This window comes from Gluconacetobacter entanii (genome assembly GCF_013155425.1).
Classification (GTDB): domain Bacteria; phylum Pseudomonadota; class Alphaproteobacteria; order Acetobacterales; family Acetobacteraceae; genus Novacetimonas; species Novacetimonas entanii.
Genome location: NZ_JABJWD010000052.1, coordinates 1 through 23,242, shown reverse-complemented (window position 1 = coordinate 23,242; position 23,242 = coordinate 1). Strand labels below are relative to the sequence as shown.

Sequence of the window (23,242 nt, the reverse complement as noted above, 5' to 3'; positions counted from 1 at the left end):
CGCGCCATGGCGCGCGGCGCGGGCGGGACGGGGTCACGCGATGTTGAGGGCGAAGCCGTCCTCAGCCGCCAGTCAGGCGGGGTGCGATTTCGGGAAACAGGGTGGCAATCTCCGTGATCTCGCGCCGTGACAGGCCCTCCGCCTTCGGATCCACCGGCCTGCCCGCCATGACCGCGCGCAGCACCCGCAGCGCCGGACCCGACAGCAGGGCGGCGTCGCGCATGTAGTCGCAGAAGGCCCCGTAGGTCAGCGGCACCCATTTTTCCACGAGTCCGAGGATGGCGTCGGCATAGGCGCGGATTTCGTACTGCGCGTGGCTGTCTGCGCGCAGGCGCAGGAAATGCAGCAGGTTCCACAGGTTAATCTGCCAGTAGAACTGCGTCATGATGTTGACCGGCAGGTTCATGCGCGCCAGTTCGCGCGCGATCGACGGCCGCGCGGGATCGACGGTTCCACCCGCCGCGTCCTCGTTGAGCAGTTCGAGATAATGGTCATAGCACCGCGCCGCGTCGTCACGCAGGATGTCGAGCACCTGCTGCGCCTGTTCGGGGGGCAGGCTGGTGCCGCGTCCCTGCTTGTTGCTTGCGGACTGCACCGCGATGTCCTCGGGGCGGGGGAAGTAGAATTCCTTCTCCAGCACGGAATAGCGCGCGGAATATTCGTTGATGCTCGCGGTGCGGTGGCGGAACCACTGCCGCGTGACGAAGATCGGCGCGCGGACATGCAGCTTGATGACCGCCAGTTCGAACGGGCTGGTATGGCGGTTGCGCATCAGGTAGCGGATCAGGCCCCGGTCGTCCGACGTGCTTTTCGTGCCCTTGCCATAGGACACGCGCGCACCCTGCACGATGCCGTCATCGCCGCCCATGTAATCGACCAGGCGGACGAATCCCGTGTCCAGCACGCCGACGGGTTCGTACATCGCCTCCTCGAGTGCAGGGACGACAAGGCGGCGGGTTGGGGTCCATGCGGCGCGCGCCGCCTCGATTGCCGATTTCTGGTCATTGGAAAACATGGGCCACCATTCTGTTCGGGGTATGAGCGTTGCCGCGCATACCATGCCCGGCATTGTCCTTGCCAGTTTCGGATTTCATCATTCCACATATCTTGCGCCTGCGTGCCATCGTCCCTATATCTGTCGGTGCCGGAGGGGTTCGCCCCTTGGCTATGGCGATAAACGGCGCGTGGAATAAGTGTTGTGGACCCGGGGGCGGTACCCGGCGTTTCCACCAGTATTTTCGCGATGGATGGCCCCGCGGGGCCGTGGCATCCGAAAGATGGGAACGAAACAGGCTCGACACGCATGGTAAAGACCCGCCTTTTGCCCGGCATTGTACCGCCGTTATCGGGCTAAACATACAAGTGCCAATGATAACTCTGAGGTGCTCGCTGTCGCTGCATAAGCGATAAGCGCGGTCCGGGGGGGCACCGGGCAACAGAAGCCCCCCCACTTTCCCGCCCTGCCTGATCCGGTTGCATCGCCTATCCGCTTCGTGAAGGCGCACGCGCGGTATGCTCCCTTGTCTTGGGACAACGTTTGACGCACAGCTTGATGCTGTGGCACGGCGTGGTCTGAACCCGCATGTCTGATTAAGGTCGGCCCGCGAATCCGGTGCCGCCGTTACGGAGAAGCCCGAATGTCCGATGATCACGACGAGGAAAATGGTTTCGATGCCAGCATTCCCGACAGCCTCCTGCCCTATGACGACTGGATTGAGGACGCGTACCGCGATGTGATGCTGCGCGCCTTTGAACATGTCGTGGAGCAGGGGGGGCTGCCCGGTGATCATCATTTCTACCTGACATTCCGTACCGACTGGCCCGGCGTGGAGATGCCCGAGCGCCTGCGCAAGCAGTACCCGCATGAAATCACCATCGTCCTGCAGCACCAGTTCCATGGGCTGAAGGTCGATCGCGCGGCGCGCACGATTTCGGTCAGCCTCGCCTTTGGCGGGGTGCCCGCGACGCTGGTGATCCCGGTGGCAGCGATTTCCGCCTTCGCCGATCCGGCCATCAAGCTGGCCCTGTCCTTCCGTGTGCCCGAACAGCCGCCACAGCCCGCCCCCTCGGCCGAGATCCACAATGTCTTCGGCCAGGCACAGGCCCCGCGTGCGTCGCAGCCTGAAAACCGCGCCGCCACCACGAAGGACGAGGAGGAGGCGACCACATCCGGGGAGGAGCCGTCATCTTCCCCGCAGGTTGTCAGCCTCGCGGCCTTCCGCAAGCGCGATCCCGAACCGGGCTGAGCCACATTTTCATCCGGGCGCCCGGGTGGGGCCGGGCGCCCTTGCCATAAAACCGTCACCTGGAACCAATCCGGGGGCATCCAAAAGGCAGGAGACCGTCCGTTGAACACCACGACAACCACCAGGGCCGCGAAACCGGCGCCCAAGCCCTTTGTCTATGGGCCTCTGTTCCCGCTCCATGACGATGACACGCCATGGAAGAAGCTGGAGATCGAGGGGGTCACGACCTCCGTAATGGGCGGGCGCACGGTCGTGCATGTCCGCCCCGAGGCGCTGCGTGAACTTGCCGCGCGCGCCTTCAATGACGTCGCCCACCTGCTGCGCCCGGCGCATCTGGCGCAGCTTGCCAAGATCCTGAAGGACCCGGAGGCGTCGGACAATGACCGTTTCGTCGCCCTCGACCTGCTGAAGAACGCCTGCATCGCCGCCGGCGGCGTGCTGCCGATGTGCCAGGATACCGGCACGGCCATCGTCTATGGCAAGAAGGGGCAGCGCGTCTGGGTCGATGGCAACGAGGAGGAGGCGTTCTCCCACGGGGTGTACGACACCTACACCTGCACCAGCCTGCGTTATTCGCAGATGGCGCCGCTGTCGATGTTCCAGGAGGTCAACACCGGCACCAACCTGCCGGTGCAGTTCCACATCTCCGCAACACCGGGCGATTACCACGCGGAACAGATGGACCTGATGTTCGTCGCCAAGGGCGGCGGGTCGGCCAACAAGACGTTCCTGTTCCAGGAAACCCGCGCCCTGCTGTCGAGCGAGGAACACCTGCTGAAGTGGCTCGATGGCAAGATCCGCGCACTTGGCACCTCGGCCTGCCCGCCCTACCACCTTGCGGTGGTGATTGGCGGCATGTCGGCCGAACAGACGCTCGAGACGGTGAAGCTGGCCTCCACCAAATGGCTCGACAGCCTGCCGACCGAAGGCAGCGCGCTTGGCCATGCCTTCCGCGACCTTGAGATGGAACAGAAGATCCACAAGCTGAGCCAGCGACTGGGCATCGGGGCGCAGTTCGGGGGCAAGTATTTCTGCCATGACGTGCGCGTCGTGCGCCTGCCGCGCCATGGTGCGTCGCTGCCGGTGGGAATCGGGGTTTCGTGCTCCGCTGACCGGCAGGTCAAGGCCCGCATCACCGCCGATGGCGTGTTCCTCGAACAGCTTGAGACCGATCCTGCGCGCTTCCTGCCCGAGACGACGGACGAGCATCTGGGCGGGGAGGAAGTGGCCATTGACCTGAACCAGCCAATGGACGAAATCCGCAAGAAGCTGTCGCAGTATCCGGTGCGCACGCGCCTGTCGCTGACGGGGACGATGGTGGTGGCGCGCGACATCGCGCATGCCAAATTCCGCGAACGCCTGGAGAAGGGCGAGGGGCTGCCGCAGTACCTCAAGGACCATCCCGTCTATTACGCCGGCCCGGCCAAGACGCCGGAGGGCATGCCCACGGGGTCTTTCGGGCCGACCACGGCGGGCCGCATGGACAGCTATGTCGCCATGCTGCAGAAGGCGGGCGGATCGTACGTGATGCTGGCCAAGGGCAACCGGTCCAAGGCCGTGCGCGATGCGTGCAAGGAATATGGCGGCTTCTACCTTGGCTCCGTCGGGGGGCCTGCGGCCCGTCTGGCGCAGGACTGCATCCGCAAGGTCGAGGTGCTGGAATATCCCGAACTGGGCATGGAAGCGGTCTGGAAGATCGAGGTCGAGAATTTTCCGGCCTTTATCGTCATCGACGACAAGGGTAATGATTTCTACGATGGGCTGACGGGCTGAGGAATCGGTCCGTCACGACCCGTCGGGTCTGACAACCGGAGGCTGCGCGCCATGCGTTTTACCGTCGATCGACTGGACCATCTTGTTATCACTGTCCGGGATCTGGAGATCTCGTCCTCGTGGTATCAGCGTGTCCTGGGCATGGAACGGGAGGAGTATGGCCGCAACAACCGTACGGCCCTGAAATTCGGCGGGCAGAAGGTCAACCTGCGTCCCCATGGGGCGCAGGGATGGACCACGGCGGACGATGCGCTGCCGGGCACCAATGACCTGTGCTTCATCACCGCCGTCAGCAGTACCGATGTGGTCGAACATCTGGAACAGTGCGGCGTGCGCGTGACCGAAGGGCCGGTCGCACGCCTTGGCGCGCTGGGGCCGGTGACCTCGGTCTATTGCGAGGACCCGGACGGGAACCTGATCGAAATCGCGTCCTATCAGGGGTGAGGGAGGCGGTTGCTTCCCTTTGATATTTTTTCAGGTTGGCGCGGTTGTGTTCTTTTTTGGAAAAAAGAACCAAAAAACTTTTATTCTATAGGAAATAATCAGTTCGGTCTGATGGTTTCATAATATTTTAAAAGTCTTTTTGCTTCTTTTTCTTCAGAAAAAGAAGACTCTTCATCCTGATTGCCAGAGACCTCCCCATGCCCGAAGGCACGGGGAGCGATACTCATTTCTTGCCATAGACCGCCGTCAGCGTGGCGGAGCCAAGGCTGTGCTGTCCCACGACGAAGCCGACCATCGCCCCGCTGGCGTCGGACGGCAGGTCGAGGCGTTCGAGGTTAAGCGCATGGATCGTGAAGATGTAGCGGTGTTCGCGTCCCGGCGGGGGGGCCGCGCCGCCATAGACGTTGCCGCCGAAATCGGTGCGCGTCATCACGGCATGTTCGGGCATGTTGGCATCCCCCGATCCCGCGCCCGCGGGCAGGGAGGTAACATCGGCGGGGATGTTGATGACGACCCAGTGCCACCATCCCGAACCCGTGGGCGCGTCGGGGTCGTACATCGTGATGGCAAAGCTCTTGGTGCCTTCGGGTGCGCCCGACCATGCCAGCGGGGGGGAGATGTTGCCGCCGCAATAGCCCATGCCATCGAACACCTGCGCCTCTGGCAGGCGGTCGCCGTCGTGGAAGGCGCGACTGGTCAGTGTAAAAGTCATGATACCGGTTTCCTGCATGCGCCGCCGGTCAATGGGTGGCGGCATGCGAATGGAGTGATGGGGCAGGCTGCCGTGGCATGGCGGTCATGTTCCTGGCCGCCATGCCCGCGATGGCAGGTTACCAGTTCTGGCTGATCAGCCAGAATTCCTCGGACGTCAGGGTGATGACGGGCGTGCCGTGCTTGCATTCCGCGGCTGCCATCGCCAGCGCGCCCATGCGCTGGATCATCAGGGTCTTGCGCTGGTGGGCTTCGGACTTCTCGTCGGCGGCTTCAAGCGTGATCAGTGCGTTCTTGCAGGCCTTGGCCAGGCGGGCGGCATCGAGTGCGGCATAGGACATCGGGAAGTTCCTTGTGTTCAGGCATCGCATGCGGGACCTGCCCCACATACGAATCACGGGCCATGTGTGTTTCTGGCGATATTGTTTACTGCGTTGCCCGTATGTGTCCAACCATTGCACCGCATGCCGCCGGTGCATCGCGCGGCATGCCTGCCCTTCGCCCGGGATGCGGCGTGCGGATCGTGCGTGCCCGTGCGTGTTCGCGCTGGCAAGGGGGCCGCGGATTCCGTAAAGGGAGGGTCATGACGGATCTCGTTTCTGATTTCGACTTCGACCTGCCGCCGGCGCTGATCGCCGACCACCCGGCCCGGCCCCGCGACAGCGCGCGCATGCTGGAGGTCCCGGTGGAGGGGCCTTTCATCGACCGCCACGTGCGCGACCTGCCGGGATGCCTGCGCGCGGGTGACATCCTTGTGGCCAATGACACCGCCGTCATCCCGGCGCAGCTTTCGGCCATGCGCGGGGCCGCGCGGATCGGGATCACGCTGGACCGGATCCTGCCCGATGGCACGTGGCACGCGCTTGCGCGCAACTCGCGCCGCCTGAAACCCGGCGACACCCTGACCTTCGCACCCAGTCACGTGACCGCCAAGGTGATGGTGTGCGAGGACGCGGGCGGTGTCGTCCTGCGTTTCGATGTGGAAGGGGAGGCGTTCGACCAGTTCCTCCATGACACGGGCCACCTTGCCCTGCCGCCCTACATCGCGCGTCCCGATGGCCCGACGGAGGAGGATCGCAGGGATTACAGCACTATCTTCGCACAGCATCGCGGCGCGGTGGCCGCCCCCACGGCGGGCCTGCATTTCACGCCTGCCCTGCTGTCGGGACTGGAGGCGGCGGCCGTCCTGCGCCAGACGCTGACGCTGCATGTCGGGGCGGGGACGTTCCTGCCGATGCGCAGCGAACAGATTTCCGAACACCGCATGCATGCCGAACGTGGCACCATCTCCCCCCATGCGGCGCAGCGCATCAATGCCGCGCGCGCGGCGGGCGGGCGGATCATAGCCGTCGGCACCACGTCGCTACGCCTTCTGGAAAGTGCGACGGACGAGGACGGCGTGGTCCATCCCTTCCATGGGGAGACCGCGATCTTCATCCGCCCCGGATACCGTTTCCGTGCGGTGGACATGCTGCTGACGAATTTCCACCTGCCGCGCTCCACCCTGTTCATGCTGGTCAGTGCGTTTGCGGGGCAGGCGCGGATGCGCGCGGCCTACGACCATGCGATCGCAGCGGGCTACCGGTTCTATTCCTATGGCGACGCGTGCCTGCTGCACCGTCATGACGGAGGTGCGGCATGACCGCTTTTCGCTGGCGGGCGCAGGCCCGTTCGGGGCGCGCGCGTGCCGGATACCTCGACACCGCGCACGGCACGGTGGCAACCCCCACCTTCATGCCGGTCGGCACCGTGGGCACGGTCAAGGCGATGACGATGGACGCCGTGCGGTCCACCGGGGCGGGGATCGTGCTGGGCAATACCTATCACCTGATGCTGCGCCCGGGGGCGGAGCGCGTGCGCGCGCTGGGCGGACTGCACCGGTTCATGGACTGGCCTGGTCCGATCCTGACGGATTCGGGCGGGTTCCAGGTCATGTCGCTCGGGCCGCTGCGCAAGCTTGATGCCGATGGCGTGACGTTCCGTTCGCATATCGACGGATCGAAACACCGCCTGACGCCTGAACGTTCCACCGACATCCAGCATGCGCTCGATGCGACGATCAGCATGTGCTTCGACGAATGTCCCGCCCTGCCGGCCCCGGCGGAGGCGATCGCACAATCCATGCGCATGTCCATGCGCTGGGCGGAGCGGTGCCGCACGGCGTTCGTCGCGCGCCCCGGCTATGCCCAGTATGGCATCATCCAGGGCGGGACGGAGCCGCAACTGCGCGCCGAAAGCGTGCGCGCCCTGACAGATATCGGGTTCGAGGGATACGCCATCGGCGGCCTTGCGGTGGGGGAGGGGCAGGAGCTGATGTTCTCCACCCTCGACGTCACGGTCGGTCTGATCCCCGATGACGCGCCGCGTTACCTGATGGGGGTCGGCACGCCCGACGACCTGCTCGGCGCGGTGGAACGCGGGGTGGACATGTTCGACTGCGTCATGCCCACGCGCGCGGGGCGCACGGCGCGGGCCTATACCGAACGCGGGACGCTGAACCTGCGCAACGCGCGCCATGCCACCGACAGCCGCCCGATCTCGCCCCACTGCGACTGCCTGGCCTGTTCGCGCCACAGCCGTGCGTACCTGCATCACCTGTTCCGCGCGAACGAGATGCTCGGCCCGATGCTGCTGACATGGCACAACCTCGCCTATTACCAGCGGCTCATGCGTGGCATCCGCGCGGCCATAGTTGACGGCACGCTGCCCGAACACGCGGCCTGCCTGCGCGCGCAATGGGCGATGGAGGACTGGTCCCCGGACGAGATGCCGTTCCCCGACATTCCGCCCGTGCCCTGACCCATGGCGCGCGCGCGGCCCGTGACATATCCCCCCGATGCGCAAGGCAGGCTTGCGCGCCGGATCCATGAGCGCGCGCTGGCGGTGGGGTTCGATGCGGTGGGCTTCGCGCCCGCCATGCTCGACGACGCAACGCGTGCGCGCCTGCGGGAATTCGTGGCCACGGGCCATCATGGTGCGATGGACTGGATGGCGCAGCGCATGGCTTGGCGGGGGGATCCGCGCGCCCTGTGGCCCGAGGCGCGCAGCGTGATCTCGCTCGGCCTGTCCTACGCCCCCGAAGGCGATGCGCTGGCGACGCTGCGTGACCCCATGGCGGGCAATATCTCGGTCTATGCCCGGCATCGCGACTATCATGACGTGGTCAAGGGCATGCTCAAGCAGGTGGCGCAGTTCGTCGTGGCGGAGGGACGCAGGCAACACGGCGACGATGCGCCACCCCCCGGCGTGAAGGTGTTCGTCGATACCGCCCCGGTCATGGAAAAGCCGCTGGCGGAAAGGGCGGGACTGGGATGGCAGGGCAAGCACACCAACCTCGTCTCACGCACGCATGGAAGCTGGCTGTTCCTTGGCGAGATCTATACCACGCTGGACCTGCCGCATTCCGCGCCCTCGGGCGGGGGATGTGGGACCTGCACGCGCTGCCTTGACGTGTGCCCGACCTCGGCCTTTCCCGCGCCGGGGCGGATGGATGCGCGGCGGTGCATTTCCTACCAGACGATCGAAAATCCCGATCCCATTCCCCATGACCTGCGCCCCTTGATGGGCAACCATATCTATGGCTGTGACGACTGCCTTGCGGTGTGTCCGTGGAACCGTTTCGCGCAGGCCACGCGGCAGATGAAGCTGCGCGCGCGGCCTGACCTTGTCGCCCCGGCGCTGCGTGACCTTGCGGTGCTGGATGACGCGGCGTTCCGCGCCCTGTTTTCCGGGTCGCCCGTCAAGCGGATCGGCCGGGCGCGGTTCGTGCGCAATGTACTGGTCGCCATTGGCAACAGCGCGCGCGCCGATTTGCGATGCGTGGCGCAGGCGCTGTGTGACGACCCGGATCCCGTTGTGGCTGACGCCGCGCGCTGGGCGGTGGAGCGCCTGCCGTCATGAGGCGCGCGCGCCCCGTCGCGTCGTTGCCGCTGCTGCACAAGCGCAGCATGATGCTGTCGGGACACCGCACCAGCGTCGCGCTGGAGCCGGAATTCTGGGGGGCGCTGGAACGCATGGCCGCCGCGCGGGGGGTGGGTCTTACGACCCTGATCGCGCGTATCGACACCACGCGCGATCCGATGCGTACGCTGGCGTCCGCGCTACGGGTCGCGGCCCTGCTGGAATGGATGCCTGCCCTGCCGGCAGCAGGGGGGCGAAGCGGGGAAGAACAGTTGGGTTAGCACGCGTGTCGTGCTAGGTTCGCGGTCATGGCGATATGGGGAAAACTCTTTGGCGGTGTCGCGGGATTCGCTGTAGGCGGTCCCATGGGCGCCCTTGTGGGAACCGCGCTCGGGCATGCCGCCGATAATGGCTCGTTGCTGGAGACGCCCGCCGGTGGCTGGACCGAACGCTGGGGCGGCCGCCACAATGCCGATCCCGCAGGCGCCGCCACGTTTGTCGCCGCCCGGATGGCTGCCGCGATGGGCAAGCGTGACCAGATGTATGGCCTGGTCATCATCGTCCTGTCGGCCAAGCTTGCGAAGTGCGACGGGCCGGTCAACCGTACCGAAATCAACGCGTTCAAGCGCCGCTTCAATGTCCCTGCCGAAAACATGGGCGAAGTCGGGCGCCTGTTCGACATGGCCCGGCAGCGCACCGACGATTACACGAAGTTCGCCCACGAACTGGGCAAGGCGTTTGCCAACCGCACGGAAATGCTGGAGGAAGGACTCGCCTCCCTGTTCATCATCGCGCGCGCCGATGCCGGCCCGTCGGGGGAAATCAACGCGCAGGAGGAACAGTTCCTGCGCAACGTGCACAAGGCGTTCGGCCTGTCCCCCGGTGCGTGGGAACGCGCGCGCGACGGCCGTGCCCGCCCCAGCGTGAGCGAGGTTGACGCCTATGCCGTGCTGGGCCTGTCACGCACCGCAAGCAATGAGGAAGTGCGCGTGACATGGCGGCGACTGGTGCGTGAACACCATCCCGATGTCCTGTCCGCCCGTGGCGCGGATGAGGCCGAGATGGCAAGGGGCGCGGCCCGCATTGCGCAGATCAACGCCGCATGGGACCGGATCAAGCGCGACCGCCAGATCTAAGGAAGTTTCGGGGAACGCCTTTATCCTTCTGGATTGAAGGGAAAGGCGTTCTTTTTTGGAAAAAAGAACCAAAAAACTTTTATTCGATAAGAAAAAAGTCAGTTCGGTCTGACGATTTCATAAAATTTCAAAAGTCTTTTTGCTTCTTTTTCTCCAGAAAAAGAAGACCCTTCACTTCCCCCGCTTCTTCTCCAGCAACCGGCGCAGCGCCCCGCCCACCGTATGCGCCAGCGCGCGATATGCCTTGCCCGCCGCACTGTCGGGGGCGGAGATGACGATGGGCGCGCCGTTGTCGCCGCTGGCGCGGATATCGGCCAGCAGCGGGATTTCGCCCAGGAAGGGCACACCGGTCTTTTCCGCTTCCGCCCGCGCGCCGCCATGGCCGAACAGTTCCGTGCGGTGGTTGCAGTTGGGGCAGCAGAAATAGGACATGTTCTCCACGATGCCCAGCACGGGCACGCGCATCTTCTCGAACATGGCGACGCCGCGCCGCGCGTCGAGCAGGGCGATATCCTGCGGGGTGGAGACGATGACCGCCCCCGCCAGCGCCGTCTTCTGCGCCAGCGTCAGTTGCGCATCCCCCGTGCCCGGCGGCATGTCCACCACCAGTACGTCAAGTTCGCCCCAGTCCACGTCCGACAGCAGTTGCCCGATCGCGCCCATGACCATCGGGCCGCGCCAGATCATCGCCTTGGTTTCCTCCACCAGCATGCCGATCGACATGGCGGTGATGCCGTGGCCATGCAGGGGCTGGAGGCGGCCGTCGCGCACCTCTGGCTGGCTGTTCATGCCCATCATGCGCGGCAGGGACGGCCCATGCACGTCCGCGTCCAGCAGTCCCACGCGCAGCCCCTCCAGCCCCAGCCCCACGGCGAGGTTGACGGCCGTGGTCGATTTGCCGACACCGCCCTTGCCCGACGCCACGGCGATCACCAGCCCCACATTGGGCGGCAGCGGGCCGGCAGGCTGTGCGCCACCCGGCTTTGCACCAAGGTTGAGCGGACGGTGCCCCCCGCCGCCCTGTGGTGCGGCAGGCGGAACGGGGGCAGCGGGCGCGCGGTGGGAGGTCAGGATGACGGATGCGTCCTTCACCCCTTCGATGGCGTGCGCCAGTCTGGCTTCGATCTCGCTGACCAGCGGGCGGATGTGTTCGGCGCGGTCGCGGTCGGTGGCGATGGCGACATGGACCACGCCATCGCGCACGGTCGCGGCGTCGAGCGTGCCGAGGTCAAGCGCGCATGCCCCCGTGCGCGGATCGCGAACCTCGCGCAGCACCCGTTCGATTGCCGCCTGCGTTATCTGTGCCATGCTGCCCCTGCGCTGAAAAAACCGCTGAAGCCGGGATATAGGGGCCATGGCCGGATGACGGAAGGGGGCATGCGCGGTCGTGTCCGTGCAAAATGCGAATGGCCGTGGTCATAAATTGGCCTTGGTGGCGTATTTATCCATATCGTATCGGAAGTGTGAAATCCCGCCCCCTGCGCATCGTGGCCCGGTGCCGCGTGCCCGTGGGGAGTGGTGCGGGCTCATGCGCAGGAAAGAAGTAGTACGTCGCCATGACATCATGCGTGCAGGCAGGTGGTCCCCACATGGCCATCACCCCGCCGGACGGTGCGGAGGTCCCCCGTCCCGCCGGGGTGTCCGCCCCCACATCAGGGGCGGGTGTGACGGGCGTCAGCGCGCCACGGGTGCGCGACCATCGCGTGGACGCCCTGCGTGGCGTGGCGCTGCTGATGATGTGCATCGACCATATCCCGCAGGATGTCCTCAACCGCTTTACCATGCGCAATGTCGGTTTTGCCGACGCGGCGGAGGTGTTCGTGCTGCTGGCGGGCTATGCGTCGTGGCTGGCCTATGGCCGGGCATTTTCGCGCCAGCCATGGCAGGGCGTGGTCGAACGCATCGTGCGCCGGTGCGGGCGGCTTTATGTTTTCCAGACGCTGATGGCGGTGGTGACGATCGCGACCATCCGGCTGTGGCGGCAGTACTGGCCCGTGCCGGTCGATTTCCTCGAACCCGAACTGGCGCATGGGCTGGATTCCCTGTGGCGGGTGATGCTGCTGCAGGCGCTGCCGGGCAACCTCAATATCCTGCCGCTCTATATCGTGCTGCTCGGGGTGTTCGCGCCGCTATGCTGGGTGCTGCGCCTGGTGGGGCCGTGGCCCGTCCTTGCGGCCAGCGGCGCGCTGTGGGCGGTGGTCAATTTCGACCCGTCGCTCAATTTTCCCAACTGGCTGGACCCGGACGGGTGGTATTTCGACCCGCTGGCGTGGCAGTTCCTGTTCGTGCTGGGCGCGTGTGCGTCCATCCTTGCGGGCCGGCATGGCGGCAGCCTGCCGCGCTGGCGGGTGCTGGCGGCGGCGTGCTGGGCCTATCTGGTGTTTTCGGCGGTGGAATCATTCCCGTGGATGGACTGGGGCCTGCCGGACGTGCGGCCCATGGCCACGCCATGGACGGACAAGATGGTGCTCTCCCCGCTGCGGCTGCTCGATGTGCTGTGCCTGTTCTACCTTGTGCAGTCCTCCACGCTGGCGACGCGCTGGGCGCAGGGACGTGTGGGGCAACTGATGGCGATGTTCGGCCGCCATTCGCTGGAGGTGTTCACCCTTGGCACCATCATCGACCTGTACGGGCGGCTGGTCTTCACCAGCTTTGGCGTCGGCTGGGGCATGCAGGTTGCGATCAACGTGGTGGGGTTCGCGCTGCTGTGGGGCATGACGCGCGAACTGGACCGCAGGCGTGCGCTGGCCCGGGCCGCGCGCAGGGCGTGAATGTCGTGTAGGATGGATATGACACAGGCAACGAAGGGAACGATCATGACGGATACGACAGGGACGGATGCGGCCGGGGCGGATGTGCTGCCCCGCCTGACGCGCCTGCTGCGTGAGGGGAAGGGCGTGCGGATCGCCCTGTTCGGGTCCTCCACCATCGAAGGGGTGGGGGCGAGCACGCCCGCCCATGCCCTGCCCGCCATCATGCATGCCGTCCTGGCCCCGTTCGCGCCCGGCGGGGTGGAGGTCGTCGGCCATGGCGTGGGCGGCGACGATGCGGAGGCGATGCACGCCCGCGTGGGCGGCATGCTGGCGGACCGGCCCGACCTGATCGTGTGGCAGACCGGCAGCAACGACCCGCTCAGGGGGGATGATGTCGGTGCTTTCATCGCGCGCACCCGCGACGACCTGGCCCAGATGCGTGCGTCGGGCGCGGATGTCGTGCTGATGGACCAGCAATACTGCCCGGTGCTGGAAACCTGCCCGGCCTTTCCCGCGTTTCGTGAAGCAGTGCACCACATCGCGCAACAGGACCACGTGCCGCTGTTCACGCGGTATGTGCGGATGAAGTCATGGTGCGCGGAACTGGGGCTGGAGCCTGTGGCGCTGTCGCCTGACGGGCTGCACCTGAATGACCGGGGCTACCGCCTGCTGGGCGAGGCGCTGGCGGCGTGGCTTATTGAACTGACGGGGCTGCCGGGAGGTGTCGCGTCATGTTATCAGGGTGACGGGGCGTGACATTCGCCCCGCCCGCCGCAATGGTGTAAATGCTCAGGCCCCGTCCAGATCAGGAAGCAACCAGCCACATGCCCGACCACGTTTCCGCTTTTTCCAGATCCAGTGCCGCCTTGGGCATGGGGGCCGCATTGCTGGCGATGGCGACAGCGCGGGCATACGCGCTGCCGCCCGCCGCCACCGTCGCGCCACCACCGGCGGCCGCGCATGTCACGCCCGTCAGCGATCCCGTGCGCCTGCCCGCGCCGGGCCATGACACGCCCGACAGCTTTGCCGACCTTGCGGCGCGGCTTCTGCCCGCGGTCGTCAATGTCTCCACCACCGAGATGGTGCGTCCCGGTGATGAAGACGATGACGGTGACGAAGGCGACAGCAGCCCGCAGATCCCCAATTTCCCCGAAGGCTCCCCGTTCGAGAAGTTCTTCCACGACTTCATGAACCGGCAGAACACCCCCAACGCGCCACCGCGCAAGATGCAGGCGCTGGGGTCGGGCTTCATCATCGATCCCGCCGGGATCGTCGTGACGAACAACCATGTCGTGCGCAACGCCGAACAGATCACGGTGACGCTGCAGGACAATACGGTGCTCAAGGCGCACCTGCTGGGTCATGACGACCGCACCGACCTTGCCGTGCTGAAGGTTGACAGCCCCAAACCGCTGCCCGCCGTGCCGTTCGGCGACAGCGACCATGCGCGCGTGGGCGACTGGGTGCTGGCGATCGGCAACCCGTTCGGCCTGTCGGGCACCGTCACGGCGGGGATCATCTCCTCCCGCGGGCGCAATATCGAACAGGGCCCGTATGACGATTTCATCCAGACCGACGCCCCGATCAACAAGGGCAATTCGGGTGGGCCGCTGTTCAACCTGCATGGCGACGTGATCGGGATCAACACGGCCATCTTCTCGCCCTCCGGCGGGTCGATCGGCATCGGGTTCGCCATCCCCTCGGCCGAAGCGCAGGGCATCATCGAACAGTTGCGCAAGCACGGGAAGGTGTCGCGCGGGTGGATCGGCGTGCGGATCCAGGACGTGACGCAGGACATCGCCGATGGGCTGGGCCTGAAAAGCGCGCATGGCGCCCTGATCGCCGGGGTGGAGGCCAAGGGCCCGGCCGCTGCCGCGCACCTGCAGACCGGCGACGTGATCGTGACGCTGGATGGCAAGGACATCGACGGCCGCGCCCTGCCGCGCCTTGTTGCGCAGCTTCCGGCCGGCAGTGTCGCGCATCTGGGCATCGTGCGCCATGACCATCCGATGAATGTCACCATCACCATCGGCGCCCTGCCGGAGGAAAAGACCGACAAAGCCGATGGCAAGCCCGCGCAGAAAGCCCCCGCAAGCGGCAGCATGGCGGTCGCGGGCCTTGGCTTCACCGTGGGGGCGATCGACGATATCGCGCGCCAGAAATACAACATGCCCGAAGGCCAGAAGGGCGTTGTCGTGACCGGCGTGACCGATGACAGCCCCGCCGCCGAACGCGGCCTGCGCACGGGCGATGTCATTACCGAGGTCCAGCAGGCCACCGTCAGCACGCCTGCCGAACTGAAGCACCAGATCGACCTTGTCCGCGCGCAGAAGCGCCGCACCGTGCTGTTCCTTGTGCAGAACAGCGACGGCCTGCGCTGGGTGCCGTTCCCGCTGGCTGAATCGGGCGCACACCCCGATTGATGGCAGGTCCCGTTTTTTCTTACGCGCGTAATGTCTTCATCGCGGCGGGTGGCACCTGGCGGCAGGTCGTGCGCATGGTCGTCTCGCTCATCGGGTCGGGGGTTGTCGCCCATCTGGTGCACCTGCAGGAACCGGTCTGGGCGCTGATCACCTCGGTCGTGGTGATTACGCAGAGCCGGATGACACAGACGCTGTCCACCGGGCAGGACCAGATCGTCGGCACCCTGATCGGGGCATCGGCCGGGATTTCCGCCATTGCGATGGAACAGTGGCTGTTCTGGCCCACGGACCTTGTGTTCTGGGTCATGCTGATGCCTGTCGCGGTGCTGGCGGCGGCGCGGCCCAAGATGCGCGTCGCGGTCATCACGTTGATGGTGGTGCTGCTGTTCCCCGGCAATGGCGCGCCGTTCGCACGGCCGTTCGACCGCATCGCCTCCATCATGATCGGGGTGGTGGTGTCGTTCGTCGTCTCCTTCTTCGTGCTGCGTAACGAGGCGCGGCGCGAGGTACTGCGCAATTCGGCGCTGTTGCTGCGGCAGGTGTCGGCGCTGCTGGAACTGGCGCTGCACCAGCATCCCGACAGTGACGCGGTCGCCGCGATCGATGACAGATGCCGATCCCTGCTGCAGGACCTCAATGACGGGGTGAAGGAGGCGGAGGTCGAACATCCCGGGTCACTGGCGCGGCATGACCCGCTGGTGATGCGTCTGCCGGGGCTTCTGCGCAAGCTGCGCGCGGATGCGGTCTTTGTCGCGCGCGCCGCCGTGGAGGGACAGACCGCAAGCACCGGCGACATCCTGCGCAGCGAGCGCGAGGTCCTGTCCCATGTGCTGGGGCAACTGGCCGACCGGTGTGACCTTGCCGCGACACGCGGGCGGGGCAAGCCCCTGCCGGACGAGGGGGTGGAGGATGTCCTGTCGCAGATCCACCAGCCCGGGCCCCACTGGACGCCGGTGATGTGTTTCGCCATCGGCCTGCTGCATACCGACATGACGGTCCTGATCCGCAATGTCTGGGCCGACGGGCGCACGGACGAAGGTGCGCCGCCGCCGGACGCACCCCATGGCGGCGTGGCGCATGTCGGCTAGGCCCCCGGCGTTGCAGCAGGGTGGTTCCATCCCACGATAATTGTTGCATATTCTGGACATGTTTCAGGTTTATGTCAGATTGCATGGCACCAACGGCATGCTGGCGCGTTGGTATCCGTAATGTCCCGGTGGGCATGCGCCTGCGGGCGCGTGCCTGCGTGATCGCCATGCCTTGCGGTTACGGGAATGGATCAACCTTCACAGGAGTCTGGACATCACCATGCTGAACAAAGCGATTCTTGGAAACCTTCCCGAAGGTGTGCGTGGACCGGAATACGATCCGGCGACACTGACGCCAGGAATCGTGCATTTCGGGGTTGGCAATTTCTTTCGCGCGCATGAGGCATGGTACGTCGAACGCTGCCTTGACCGGGGAAAGCCGGGGCCGTGGGGGATCGTGGGCGTCGGCCTGACATCAGGCGCGCGCAGCGAACGCAAGGCCGAGACATTCCGTGCGCAGGACGGGTTGTATTCTCTGACGGAAGTGGAGGCGGATGGCACGCGTTCCGTCCGGGTCATCGGGGTGCTGCGCGATTACCTGCTGGCCCCGGCGGACCCGCAGGCGGTGCTGGCGCGCCTGTGCGATCCCGCCATCCGCATCGTCAGCATGACCATCACCGAAGGCGGCTACAACATCGACGAGGAAACCGGCGAATTCCGCATCGACAACCCCCGGGTGGAGGCCGACCTTGCCAATCCGCAGGCCCCGGCCACGGTGTTCGGGTTCGTGGTGGAGGCCCTGCGCCGCAGGCGTGCGGCCGGGACGGGGCCGTTCACGGTGATGTCGTGCGACAACCTGCGCCATAACGGGCAGGTCGCCCGCACGGCCTTCGTCGGCTATGCCCGTGCCTATGACCCGGACCTTGCACAGTGGATCGAGGCCAACGTGACCTTCCCGTGCAGCATGGTGGACCGCATCACCCCCAGCGTGGATGGCGCCATGCGCGACATGCTGAACCGTGAAAGTGGTCTGGATGATGCGCTGCCGGTCCTTGCGGAGGGGTTCAGCCAGTGGGTGCTCGAGGACAGCTTCTGCGCCGGGCGTCCCGCGCTGGAGACGGCGGGGGTGCAGTTCGTCAGCGACGTGACCGGGTATGAACAGGTGAAGGTCCGGATGCTCAACGCCGCGCATGTGACGCTTGGCGCGCTGGGCCTCCTGCTGGGCTATCGCTATGTCCATGACGCGATTGCGGATGCGGACCTGCACCGCTTCATCAATGCCTACCTGCAGAAGGATGTCATGACGCAGATCCATGCGCCGCAGGGGCTGGACCTTGACGCCTATCGCCGCCAGGTCATCAGCAGGTTTTCCAACCGTGCGGTGGCGGATACGCTGCTGCGGATCTGCAGCGATGGCGCGTCGAAATCGCAGGTTTTCTGGACCGATACGGTGCGTCGCTCGCTCCAGTCGGGTCATGACCTGTCGCGCATCGCCTTCGGCCTTGCCGCCTATCTGGAAATGCTGCGTGGCAGCAGTGAAAAGGGGGAGACCTATACCCCGCTGGAGCCAACCCTGACGGAAGGGCAGGTCGCGCTGGCCCGTGACCCCGATTTTGCCGCGGCCCTTGCGCTGCCGGCGTTCGACGGGTGGCGTGATGTGCAGACACCGGAACTGACGCAGGCGATCGTTGCGGCACGCAGGGCGATCCGCGAACATGGCGTCCGCGCCAGCCTGCCGGACTGAGGCGTAAGCAACTTTATCAGCAGAAATTTCTGGTAAAGCTCCTGATCTGAAAGGCTTCGGGGAACGCTGACTTTCTGGATCAAGGGCCGCACCCCGGAAATTCGCAGGACTTTTACCCGCGTGCTGTCCCGGATGGATGTTTCACGACCCCACATCCGGGACGGCGCGCGACAGGGGCATGGCCCCATCGCCGTAGGACGCGGCGGCCCCCGCATCGGAGGGGACGGGCGCAAAACCCTGCCGCCGCCAGAATCCCACGGCCTGCCCCGTCGCCATCAGCGCGATGCGGTGCAGTCCCGCCCGGCGCGCAGCGTGTTCCACCAGGGCGAGCGCACGGGTGGCCGCCCCCTGTCCACGCAGGGCCGGGGCAATGGCGATGTCATGGACATACCAGCAGTCGGGATCCGGTGGCAGCGCATGCAGCAGCGTGTTCAGGCGCGGCGGCGCACGCAGGCGCCACGGGTGGCTCAGCAGGTATCCCGCCAGTCTCTTTCCATCTTCGTGCAGGCCAAGGCACCCGGCCGGGCACAGGGCGAGGCGTTCGGCGAAAACCGCCGCATCTTCGGGATAGGACGGATGGATCCGCCCTGCCAGCGCCTGTACATCTGGCAGGTCGGAATGGTACAGGGAACGCCATTGTGCTGTCATTTTCACCGTTGTGCGTATAGACGGGAAATATAATAAAACATTTTCGGGGCATTATTGGACGAGATAGTCATATTCCGGTAATTGATGGGCCGGCGTCCACCCTTATCCCAAGTGCAGGAGCACCTGACAGAATGACGGATCTGCGTCTTACATTACGTATTGATGCCAATGGCAAACCCCTGCTCGGACATGGGAAGATCCGCCTTCTGGAACAGATCGAGGAAACGGGGTCCATCTCTGCCGCGGCACGGGCGATGGGCATGTCCTACCGCCGGGCGTGGCTTCTGGTGGAATCGATGAACTCTGTTTTCGTGCACCCGCTTGTCGCCGCCCGCCCCGGTGGCGGTGGTGGGGCCGGCCTGTCGGAGGACGGGCACAAGGTACTGAAACTGTACCGGGAAATAGAACAGCTTTCGCGTCAGGCGGCCGATAGGCCACTGGCGGAGATGTCGGGCATGTGTGAAGTGCCGTGAAAATGCCATGCCACGGACATAGGAGAAGGTAACTGGACTGCCATCGCGCGGAAATGGCGCGGATTCGATTGATAAAGAGGTCACCCGCAACCGCTTCGCGGTGGGCCGATAATGATAATGATCGGGGAATGATTTCAGTGTTGCGACGTGATATTGTAAAGGCTGGAGCAGGTCTGTCGGTTCTCTCCCTTTTCGGCGGGATCGACGCACTTCGTGGCGCGCGTGCGGCGGATGCGCCGGATGCGGGCGTTTTTGACGATACAACCGTCCGACAGCTTGCGCATCGCCTGTCGCAACAGGCCTACCGCGCGCCGGAAGAAACGCTGCCCGCCGTCGTGCGGGACATGAATTTCGATCAGTTCACGTCCATCGCCTATCGACCCGAACAGGCCCTGTGGCACGGGGAAAACCTGGGGTTCGAGGTGGAATTCTTCCCCCGTGGCTACCTCTACCGCCCCCGGATCGAGATGTACGAGGTGATCGACGGCAAGGCCGCCCCCGTGCCGTATTCGGCGGACCTGTTCACCTATGGCAACCCGGCATTGCGGGTGGATGACAATATCGGCTTTTCGGGCCTGCGGATCCGCGCGCCCATCAATACGCCCGGCGTGATGGAGGAATTCTGCGTCTTCCTTGGCGCATCCTATTTCCGTGCGGTGGCCAAGGGGCAGACCTATGGCCTGTCGGCGCGTGGGTTCGCCGATGGCACGGGCGATCCCAAGGGGGAGGAGTTCGCCCTGTTCCGTGCCTACTGGCTGGAAAAGCCGCGCTCCGGCGTGGACAGTGTGGTGCTGCATGCGCTGCTCGACAGTCCGTCGCTGACGGGGGCGTTCCGCTTCACCATCCGCCCGGGGGAGACGACGGTCTTTGACGTGCAGACCTACCTCTACCCGCGCAAGGAAATCCCGCAGTCGGGGATCGCGCCGCTGACGGGGATGTTCTATTTCGACGCCAACGACCGCAACCATGTCGATGACTGGCGCCCCGCCGCCCATGACAGCGAGGCGCTGTCGATGTGGACCGGCGGCGGGCAGCAGTTGTGGCGTCCACTGCGCAACCCGCAGGACCTGCAGTTCTCCGCCTTTGCCGATGTGCGCCCGCACGGGTTCGGCCTGATGCAGCGCAAGCGCGCCTTTGAGGATTTCGAGGATCTGGCGCTCAATTACGAAAAGCGGCCCTCCCTTTGGATCGAGCCGATCGGCGACTGGGGCGCGGGCAGCGTGGACCTGGTGGAAATCCCGACCCCGAACGAGGTCAACGACAATATCGTGTCCTTCTGGCGGCCGCGCGATGCGCTGGCGGCGGGGCATGAATATGCCTTCACCTATCGCATGTACTGGGGATGGGACACGCCATGGCCCACGCATCTTGCCCGCATCGCCGCAACGCGGGTGGGGGCGTCCACGGATGGGTCGCATACCCGCTTCTTTGACATAGATTTCACGGGAGAGCCGTTCGCGAACCTTCCCAGGGACGCGAAATTCCATCTCCAGACCCGTACTTCTGCGGGCGAGATCCGCAATGTCGTGGTCGAACCGAACCCCGACATCCATGGCTGGCGCGCCACGTTCGAATTCGATCCCAAGGATGCGAAGATCGCCGAACTCGACTGCTCGCTGGCGAATGACCAGGCGACCGTGTCGGAGGAATGGGTTTACCGATGGACGCCGTGACGCCCGGCGCGTCCCCTGCCGCGGGGGGGACGCTGCCGCCGCCCGCGCCGCTGGAGATGCCGGTCCATTCCCTGTCGCACCTGCCGCCGGGGGGCCGCGCGGGCACGCCGGTGACGCAATGGTCGGGCATCGTGCTGCGCCGTGTCCTTGTCCTTGGCAGTGCGCTGGTGCTGACGGGATGGGCCACGTATGAAATGAACCTCGTGTTCAATGCCATCAGCGTCTCCATTGCCGGTGTGGTCATGCTGGGGCTGTTCGTGGTGCTGTTCCTGTGGATCGCGCTGGCGTTCACGTCGGCGCTGGCGGGGTTCTGCTCGCTGATGTCGCGGGGCGGGGGGCTTGGCCTTGGCATCCGGCCGGACGGGCCGCTGCCCCGGCTTGTGGCGCGCACGGCACTTCTGATGCCCACCTATAACGAGGACCCGGGCCGTGTGATGGCGGGACTGCGCGCGATCTGCGACAGCCTTGCCGCCACGGGGCAGGCCGGTGCGTTCGACCTGTTCGTCCTGTCGGACACGACCGATCCCGATGTCTGGGTGGCGGAGGAAGAAGCCTATATGGCGTTGCGCCGCGCGACGGAGGGGGTGATACGTGTCTATTACCGGCGGCGCGCGCAGAATATCGACCGCAAGGCCGGCAATATCGCCGAATGGGTCCGCCGCTTTGGCGCGGCGTACCGGCAGATGATCACCCTTGATGCCGACAGCGTCATGTCGGGCGACACCATCGTGCGCCTGACCGCCGCGATGGAGGCCAATCCCGGTGTCGGCCTGATCCAGTCCCTGCCGGTGATCGTCAATGGCACGACCCTGTTTGCCCGCATGCAGCAGTTCGCCGGGCGGGTATATGGCCCGCTGATCGCGCACGGCATCGCCTGGTGGCACGGGTCGGAGGGCAATTACTGGGGCCATAACGCGGTCATCCGCACCCGCGCCTTTGCCGAACAGGCCGCCCTGCCGCACCTGCCGGGGCGCAAGCCCTTTGGCGGCGCGATCATGAGCCATGATTTCGTGGAGGCCGCGCTGATGCGCCGTGGCGGGTGGGCCATCCATATGGTGCCCGCCCTGATGGGATCGTACGAGGAAAGCCCGCCGTCGCTGACGGATATCGCGATCCGCGACCGGCGCTGGTGCCAGGGCAACCTGCAGCATGCCAAGGTGGTCTCGGCCAGGGGCCTGCACTGGATCAGCCGCCTGCACATGCTGATGGGGATCGGGTCATATGTGACCTCCCCGCTGTGGCTGGTGTTCCTGCTCGCCGGTATCCTCGTGTCGTTGCAGAGCCGGTTTTCACGGCCGGAATATTTTGGCGACACCAAGCTGCTCTATCCCCACTGGCCGCATGTCGATCCGGTGCAGGCGCGCTTCATGTTCCTGGCCACGATGGGGATCCTGCTGGCGCCAAAGATGCTGGCCTATGTCGCGCTGCTGTGCGACGGGCCGTTGCGGCGCGGGTGCGGGGGGGCGGTCCGTGCGGCTGTGTCCATCCTTGTGGAAACGGTGCTTGGCGGTCTGGTCGCGCCGGTGGCGATGCTGATCCAGACGATGGGTGTGCTGTCCATCCTGATGGGGCGTGATTCGGGATGGAACGCGCAGCGCCGCGACGATGGCGGGGTGTCCGCCCTGCAGAACGCGCGGCTGTATCTGGGCTATACCGTGTTCGGGGTTGCGCTGGGTGTTGCGGCGTGGGTCGTCTCTCTTTCGCTGTTCCTGTGGATGCTGCCGGTCCTGCTGGGGCTGGTGCTGGCCATTCCGCTGGCGATCCTGACCGGAAGCAGGGCCGCCGGGCAGGACCTGCGGCGCGCGGGCCTGCTGCTGATCCCGGAGGAGACATCCCCGCCCGACGTGCTGGCGCGTGCGATGCGCAACCTGCGCGACATGGCGGGACGGCCGATTGGCGATGCGCTGGCGGTGTTGCGTGCGCATCCGGCGCTGCTGGCGCTGCATTGCGCCATGCTGCCGCCGCCCCGGCACAGGGGGGATCCGATCGACGCCAACCTGCTGGTGGGCCTGGTCAAGCTGCGGGAGGTGCCGGACCTGCAGGCGGCGCGCCAGGCCCTGAGCCCGCGCGAAAAGGCCGCCGTCCTTGGCAATGCGGAAGGACTGCACCTGCTGGAGGCGCTGTCCTGACCGGCTGTTTCGGGATGGAGTCGTGATGAAAGTTCCGGGTGCCGCCTTTTTAAAAGGCGGCATTCTTTTTTGAAGCTTTCTGGGGCCTGTTGGGAATTATGCTTTTTTCAAGCATCTGCATATGATTCAAAGCCTGTATGGATCGCTTCGTACTGACAGAC

Annotated in this window: 22 protein-coding genes and 1 other RNA gene; 17 read left to right on the top strand and 6 right to left on the bottom strand. The window is 65.5% G+C overall.

Annotation, left to right across the window (positions count from 1 at the left end):
• Positions 1 to 61: 61 nt before the first annotated feature.
• A complete protein-coding gene (gene thyX / locus HNH97_RS09410) occupies positions 62 to 1,015 on the bottom strand; it encodes an FAD-dependent thymidylate synthase (RefSeq protein WP_171790709.1) in 954 nt (317 codons plus the stop codon).
• An 88-nt stretch (positions 1,016 to 1,103) separates the two neighbouring features.
• Here thyX and ssrA point away from each other — a divergent pair.
• From ssrA to HNH97_RS09390, 4 genes are all read left to right on the top strand, one after another.
• Positions 1,104 to 1,452: a transfer-messenger RNA gene (gene ssrA / locus HNH97_RS09405) on the top strand.
• A 185-nt stretch (positions 1,453 to 1,637) separates the two neighbouring features.
• Entirely contained in the window at positions 1,638 to 2,246 is a 609-nt protein-coding gene (locus tag HNH97_RS09400; protein WP_171790708.1) for an SspB family protein, read from the top strand.
• A gap of 102 nt (positions 2,247 to 2,348) precedes the next feature.
• Positions 2,349 to 4,019 carry a fumarate hydratase gene (locus tag HNH97_RS09395; protein ID WP_171790707.1) on the top strand — a complete coding sequence of 557 codons (1,671 nt, stop codon included), beginning with the start codon at positions 2,349 to 2,351 and terminating at the stop codon, positions 4,017 to 4,019.
• Positions 4,020 to 4,070: 51 nt separating this feature from the next.
• A complete protein-coding gene (locus tag HNH97_RS09390) occupies positions 4,071 to 4,463 on the top strand; it encodes a VOC family protein (protein WP_171790706.1) in 393 nt (130 codons plus the stop codon).
• 98 nt (positions 4,464 to 4,561) lie between these two features.
• Here HNH97_RS09390 and HNH97_RS18180 read toward each other — a convergent pair whose 3' ends face one another.
• From HNH97_RS18180 to HNH97_RS09380, 3 genes are all read right to left on the bottom strand, one after another.
• On the bottom strand, positions 4,562 to 4,690 hold the full coding sequence (locus HNH97_RS18180) for a hypothetical protein (protein WP_265176071.1): 129 nt from the start codon (positions 4,688 to 4,690) through the stop codon (positions 4,562 to 4,564).
• Positions 4,687 to 5,175, bottom strand: a complete 489-nt coding sequence (locus HNH97_RS09385; protein ID WP_110912535.1) for a kinase inhibitor — start codon at positions 5,173 to 5,175, stop codon at positions 4,687 to 4,689. Before HNH97_RS09385 ends, HNH97_RS18180 begins: the two co-directional genes overlap by 4 nt.
• A gap of 118 nt (positions 5,176 to 5,293) precedes the next feature.
• Positions 5,294 to 5,515, bottom strand: a complete 222-nt coding sequence (locus tag HNH97_RS09380) for a hypothetical protein (protein ID WP_110912432.1) — start codon at positions 5,513 to 5,515, stop codon at positions 5,294 to 5,296.
• Positions 5,516 to 5,757: 242 nt separating this feature from the next.
• Between HNH97_RS09380 and queA the strand changes: the two genes are divergently transcribed.
• From queA to HNH97_RS09355, 5 genes are read left to right on the top strand one after another with little or no spacing between them, the layout of a single operon-like run.
• Positions 5,758 to 6,816 carry a tRNA preQ1(34) S-adenosylmethionine ribosyltransferase-isomerase QueA gene (gene queA, locus HNH97_RS09375; RefSeq protein WP_171790705.1) on the top strand — a complete coding sequence of 353 codons (1,059 nt, stop codon included), beginning with the start codon at positions 5,758 to 5,760 and terminating at the stop codon, positions 6,814 to 6,816.
• Entirely contained in the window at positions 6,813 to 7,973 is a 1,161-nt protein-coding gene (gene tgt, locus HNH97_RS09370; protein ID WP_110912433.1) for a tRNA guanosine(34) transglycosylase Tgt, read from the top strand. Before queA ends, tgt begins: the two co-directional genes overlap by 4 nt.
• A 3-nt stretch (positions 7,974 to 7,976) precedes the next feature.
• A complete protein-coding gene (queG, locus tag HNH97_RS09365) occupies positions 7,977 to 9,074 on the top strand; it encodes a tRNA epoxyqueuosine(34) reductase QueG (RefSeq protein ID WP_171790704.1) in 1,098 nt (365 codons plus the stop codon).
• Positions 9,071 to 9,355 carry a ribbon-helix-helix domain-containing protein gene (locus HNH97_RS09360; RefSeq protein ID WP_110912435.1) on the top strand — a complete coding sequence of 95 codons (285 nt, stop codon included), beginning with the start codon at positions 9,071 to 9,073 and terminating at the stop codon, positions 9,353 to 9,355. The genes queG and HNH97_RS09360 overlap by 4 nt, the downstream gene beginning before the upstream one ends.
• 27 nt (positions 9,356 to 9,382) lie before the next feature.
• Entirely contained in the window at positions 9,383 to 10,210 is an 828-nt protein-coding gene (locus HNH97_RS09355) for a TerB family tellurite resistance protein (protein WP_110912436.1), read from the top strand.
• Between the two features lie 171 nt (positions 10,211 to 10,381).
• Here HNH97_RS09355 and HNH97_RS09350 read toward each other — a convergent pair whose 3' ends face one another.
• Positions 10,382 to 11,518, bottom strand: a complete 1,137-nt coding sequence (locus HNH97_RS09350; protein ID WP_171790703.1) for an Mrp/NBP35 family ATP-binding protein — start codon at positions 11,516 to 11,518, stop codon at positions 10,382 to 10,384.
• A gap of 281 nt (positions 11,519 to 11,799) precedes the next feature.
• Between HNH97_RS09350 and HNH97_RS09345 the strand changes: the two genes are divergently transcribed.
• The 5 genes from HNH97_RS09345 to HNH97_RS09325 all read left to right on the top strand — a co-directional run bounded on the left by HNH97_RS09345 (position 11,800) and on the right by HNH97_RS09325 (position 18,158).
• On the top strand, positions 11,800 to 12,981 hold the full coding sequence (locus HNH97_RS09345; protein WP_244949382.1) for an OpgC family protein: 1,182 nt from the start codon (positions 11,800 to 11,802) through the stop codon (positions 12,979 to 12,981).
• A 45-nt stretch (positions 12,982 to 13,026) separates the two neighbouring features.
• Positions 13,027 to 13,719 carry an SGNH/GDSL hydrolase family protein gene (locus HNH97_RS09340; RefSeq protein ID WP_171790701.1) on the top strand — a complete coding sequence of 231 codons (693 nt, stop codon included), beginning with the start codon at positions 13,027 to 13,029 and terminating at the stop codon, positions 13,717 to 13,719.
• Positions 13,720 to 13,787: 68 nt separating this feature from the next.
• Entirely contained in the window at positions 13,788 to 15,386 is a 1,599-nt protein-coding gene (locus HNH97_RS09335; protein WP_110912439.1) for a DegQ family serine endoprotease, read from the top strand.
• Positions 15,386 to 16,474, top strand: a complete 1,089-nt coding sequence (locus HNH97_RS09330) for an FUSC family protein (RefSeq protein WP_110912440.1) — start codon at positions 15,386 to 15,388, stop codon at positions 16,472 to 16,474. Before HNH97_RS09335 ends, HNH97_RS09330 begins: the two co-directional genes overlap by 1 nt.
• Before the next feature lie 220 nt (positions 16,475 to 16,694).
• A complete protein-coding gene (locus HNH97_RS09325; protein WP_171790700.1) occupies positions 16,695 to 18,158 on the top strand; it encodes a mannitol dehydrogenase family protein in 1,464 nt (487 codons plus the stop codon).
• A 141-nt stretch (positions 18,159 to 18,299) separates the two neighbouring features.
• On the opposite strand, the gene HNH97_RS09320 is transcribed toward HNH97_RS09325, so the two are convergent.
• Complete coding sequence (locus HNH97_RS09320) at positions 18,300 to 18,806, bottom strand: GNAT family N-acetyltransferase (RefSeq protein ID WP_171790699.1); 507 nt, start codon at positions 18,804 to 18,806, stop codon at positions 18,300 to 18,302.
• A 131-nt stretch (positions 18,807 to 18,937) separates the two neighbouring features.
• Between HNH97_RS09320 and HNH97_RS09315 the strand changes: the two genes are divergently transcribed.
• The 3 genes from HNH97_RS09315 (at position 18,938) to mdoH (ending at position 23,081) form a co-directional block, all read left to right on the top strand.
• Entirely contained in the window at positions 18,938 to 19,279 is a 342-nt protein-coding gene (locus HNH97_RS09315; RefSeq protein WP_171790698.1) for a winged helix-turn-helix domain-containing protein, read from the top strand.
• A 128-nt stretch (positions 19,280 to 19,407) separates the two neighbouring features.
• On the top strand, positions 19,408 to 20,952 hold the full coding sequence (locus HNH97_RS09310) for a glucan biosynthesis protein (protein WP_171790697.1): 1,545 nt from the start codon (positions 19,408 to 19,410) through the stop codon (positions 20,950 to 20,952).
• Positions 20,940 to 23,081 carry a glucans biosynthesis glucosyltransferase MdoH gene (gene mdoH / locus HNH97_RS09305; RefSeq protein ID WP_171790696.1) on the top strand — a complete coding sequence of 714 codons (2,142 nt, stop codon included), beginning with the start codon at positions 20,940 to 20,942 and terminating at the stop codon, positions 23,079 to 23,081. Before HNH97_RS09310 ends, mdoH begins: the two co-directional genes overlap by 13 nt.
• Positions 23,082 to 23,242 lie beyond the last annotated feature (161 nt).

Coding starts and splice junctions, on each gene's coding strand:
- thyX (WP_171790709.1), bottom strand. CDS start 1,015: ATGTTTTCCAATGACCAGAAATCGGCAATCGAGGCGGCGCGCGCCGCA.
- HNH97_RS09400 (WP_171790708.1), top strand. CDS start 1,638: ATGTCCGATGATCACGACGAGGAAAATGGTTTCGATGCCAGCATTCCC.
- HNH97_RS09390 (WP_171790706.1), top strand. CDS start 4,071: ATGCGTTTTACCGTCGATCGACTGGACCATCTTGTTATCACTGTCCGG.
- HNH97_RS18180 (WP_265176071.1), bottom strand. CDS start 4,690: ATGAGTATCGCTCCCCGTGCCTTCGGGCATGGGGAGGTCTCTGGCAAT.
- HNH97_RS09385 (WP_110912535.1), bottom strand. CDS start 5,175: ATGACTTTTACACTGACCAGTCGCGCCTTCCACGACGGCGACCGCCTG.
- HNH97_RS09380 (WP_110912432.1), bottom strand. CDS start 5,515: ATGTCCTATGCCGCACTCGATGCCGCCCGCCTGGCCAAGGCCTGCAAG.
- queA (WP_171790705.1), top strand. CDS start 5,758: ATGACGGATCTCGTTTCTGATTTCGACTTCGACCTGCCGCCGGCGCTG.
- tgt (WP_110912433.1), top strand. CDS start 6,813: ATGACCGCTTTTCGCTGGCGGGCGCAGGCCCGTTCGGGGCGCGCGCGT.
- queG (WP_171790704.1), top strand. CDS start 7,977: ATGGCGCGCGCGCGGCCCGTGACATATCCCCCCGATGCGCAAGGCAGG.
- HNH97_RS09360 (WP_110912435.1), top strand. CDS start 9,071: ATGAGGCGCGCGCGCCCCGTCGCGTCGTTGCCGCTGCTGCACAAGCGC.
- HNH97_RS09355 (WP_110912436.1), top strand. CDS start 9,383: ATGGCGATATGGGGAAAACTCTTTGGCGGTGTCGCGGGATTCGCTGTA.
- HNH97_RS09350 (WP_171790703.1), bottom strand. CDS start 11,518: ATGGCACAGATAACGCAGGCGGCAATCGAACGGGTGCTGCGCGAGGTT.
- HNH97_RS09345 (WP_244949382.1), top strand. CDS start 11,800: ATGGCCATCACCCCGCCGGACGGTGCGGAGGTCCCCCGTCCCGCCGGG.
- HNH97_RS09340 (WP_171790701.1), top strand. CDS start 13,027: ATGACGGATACGACAGGGACGGATGCGGCCGGGGCGGATGTGCTGCCC.
- HNH97_RS09335 (WP_110912439.1), top strand. CDS start 13,788: ATGCCCGACCACGTTTCCGCTTTTTCCAGATCCAGTGCCGCCTTGGGC.
- HNH97_RS09330 (WP_110912440.1), top strand. CDS start 15,386: ATGGCAGGTCCCGTTTTTTCTTACGCGCGTAATGTCTTCATCGCGGCG.
- HNH97_RS09325 (WP_171790700.1), top strand. CDS start 16,695: ATGCTGAACAAAGCGATTCTTGGAAACCTTCCCGAAGGTGTGCGTGGA.
- HNH97_RS09320 (WP_171790699.1), bottom strand. CDS start 18,806: ATGACAGCACAATGGCGTTCCCTGTACCATTCCGACCTGCCAGATGTA.
- HNH97_RS09315 (WP_171790698.1), top strand. CDS start 18,938: ATGACGGATCTGCGTCTTACATTACGTATTGATGCCAATGGCAAACCC.
- HNH97_RS09310 (WP_171790697.1), top strand. CDS start 19,408: ATGATTTCAGTGTTGCGACGTGATATTGTAAAGGCTGGAGCAGGTCTG.
- mdoH (WP_171790696.1), top strand. CDS start 20,940: ATGGACGCCGTGACGCCCGGCGCGTCCCCTGCCGCGGGGGGGACGCTG.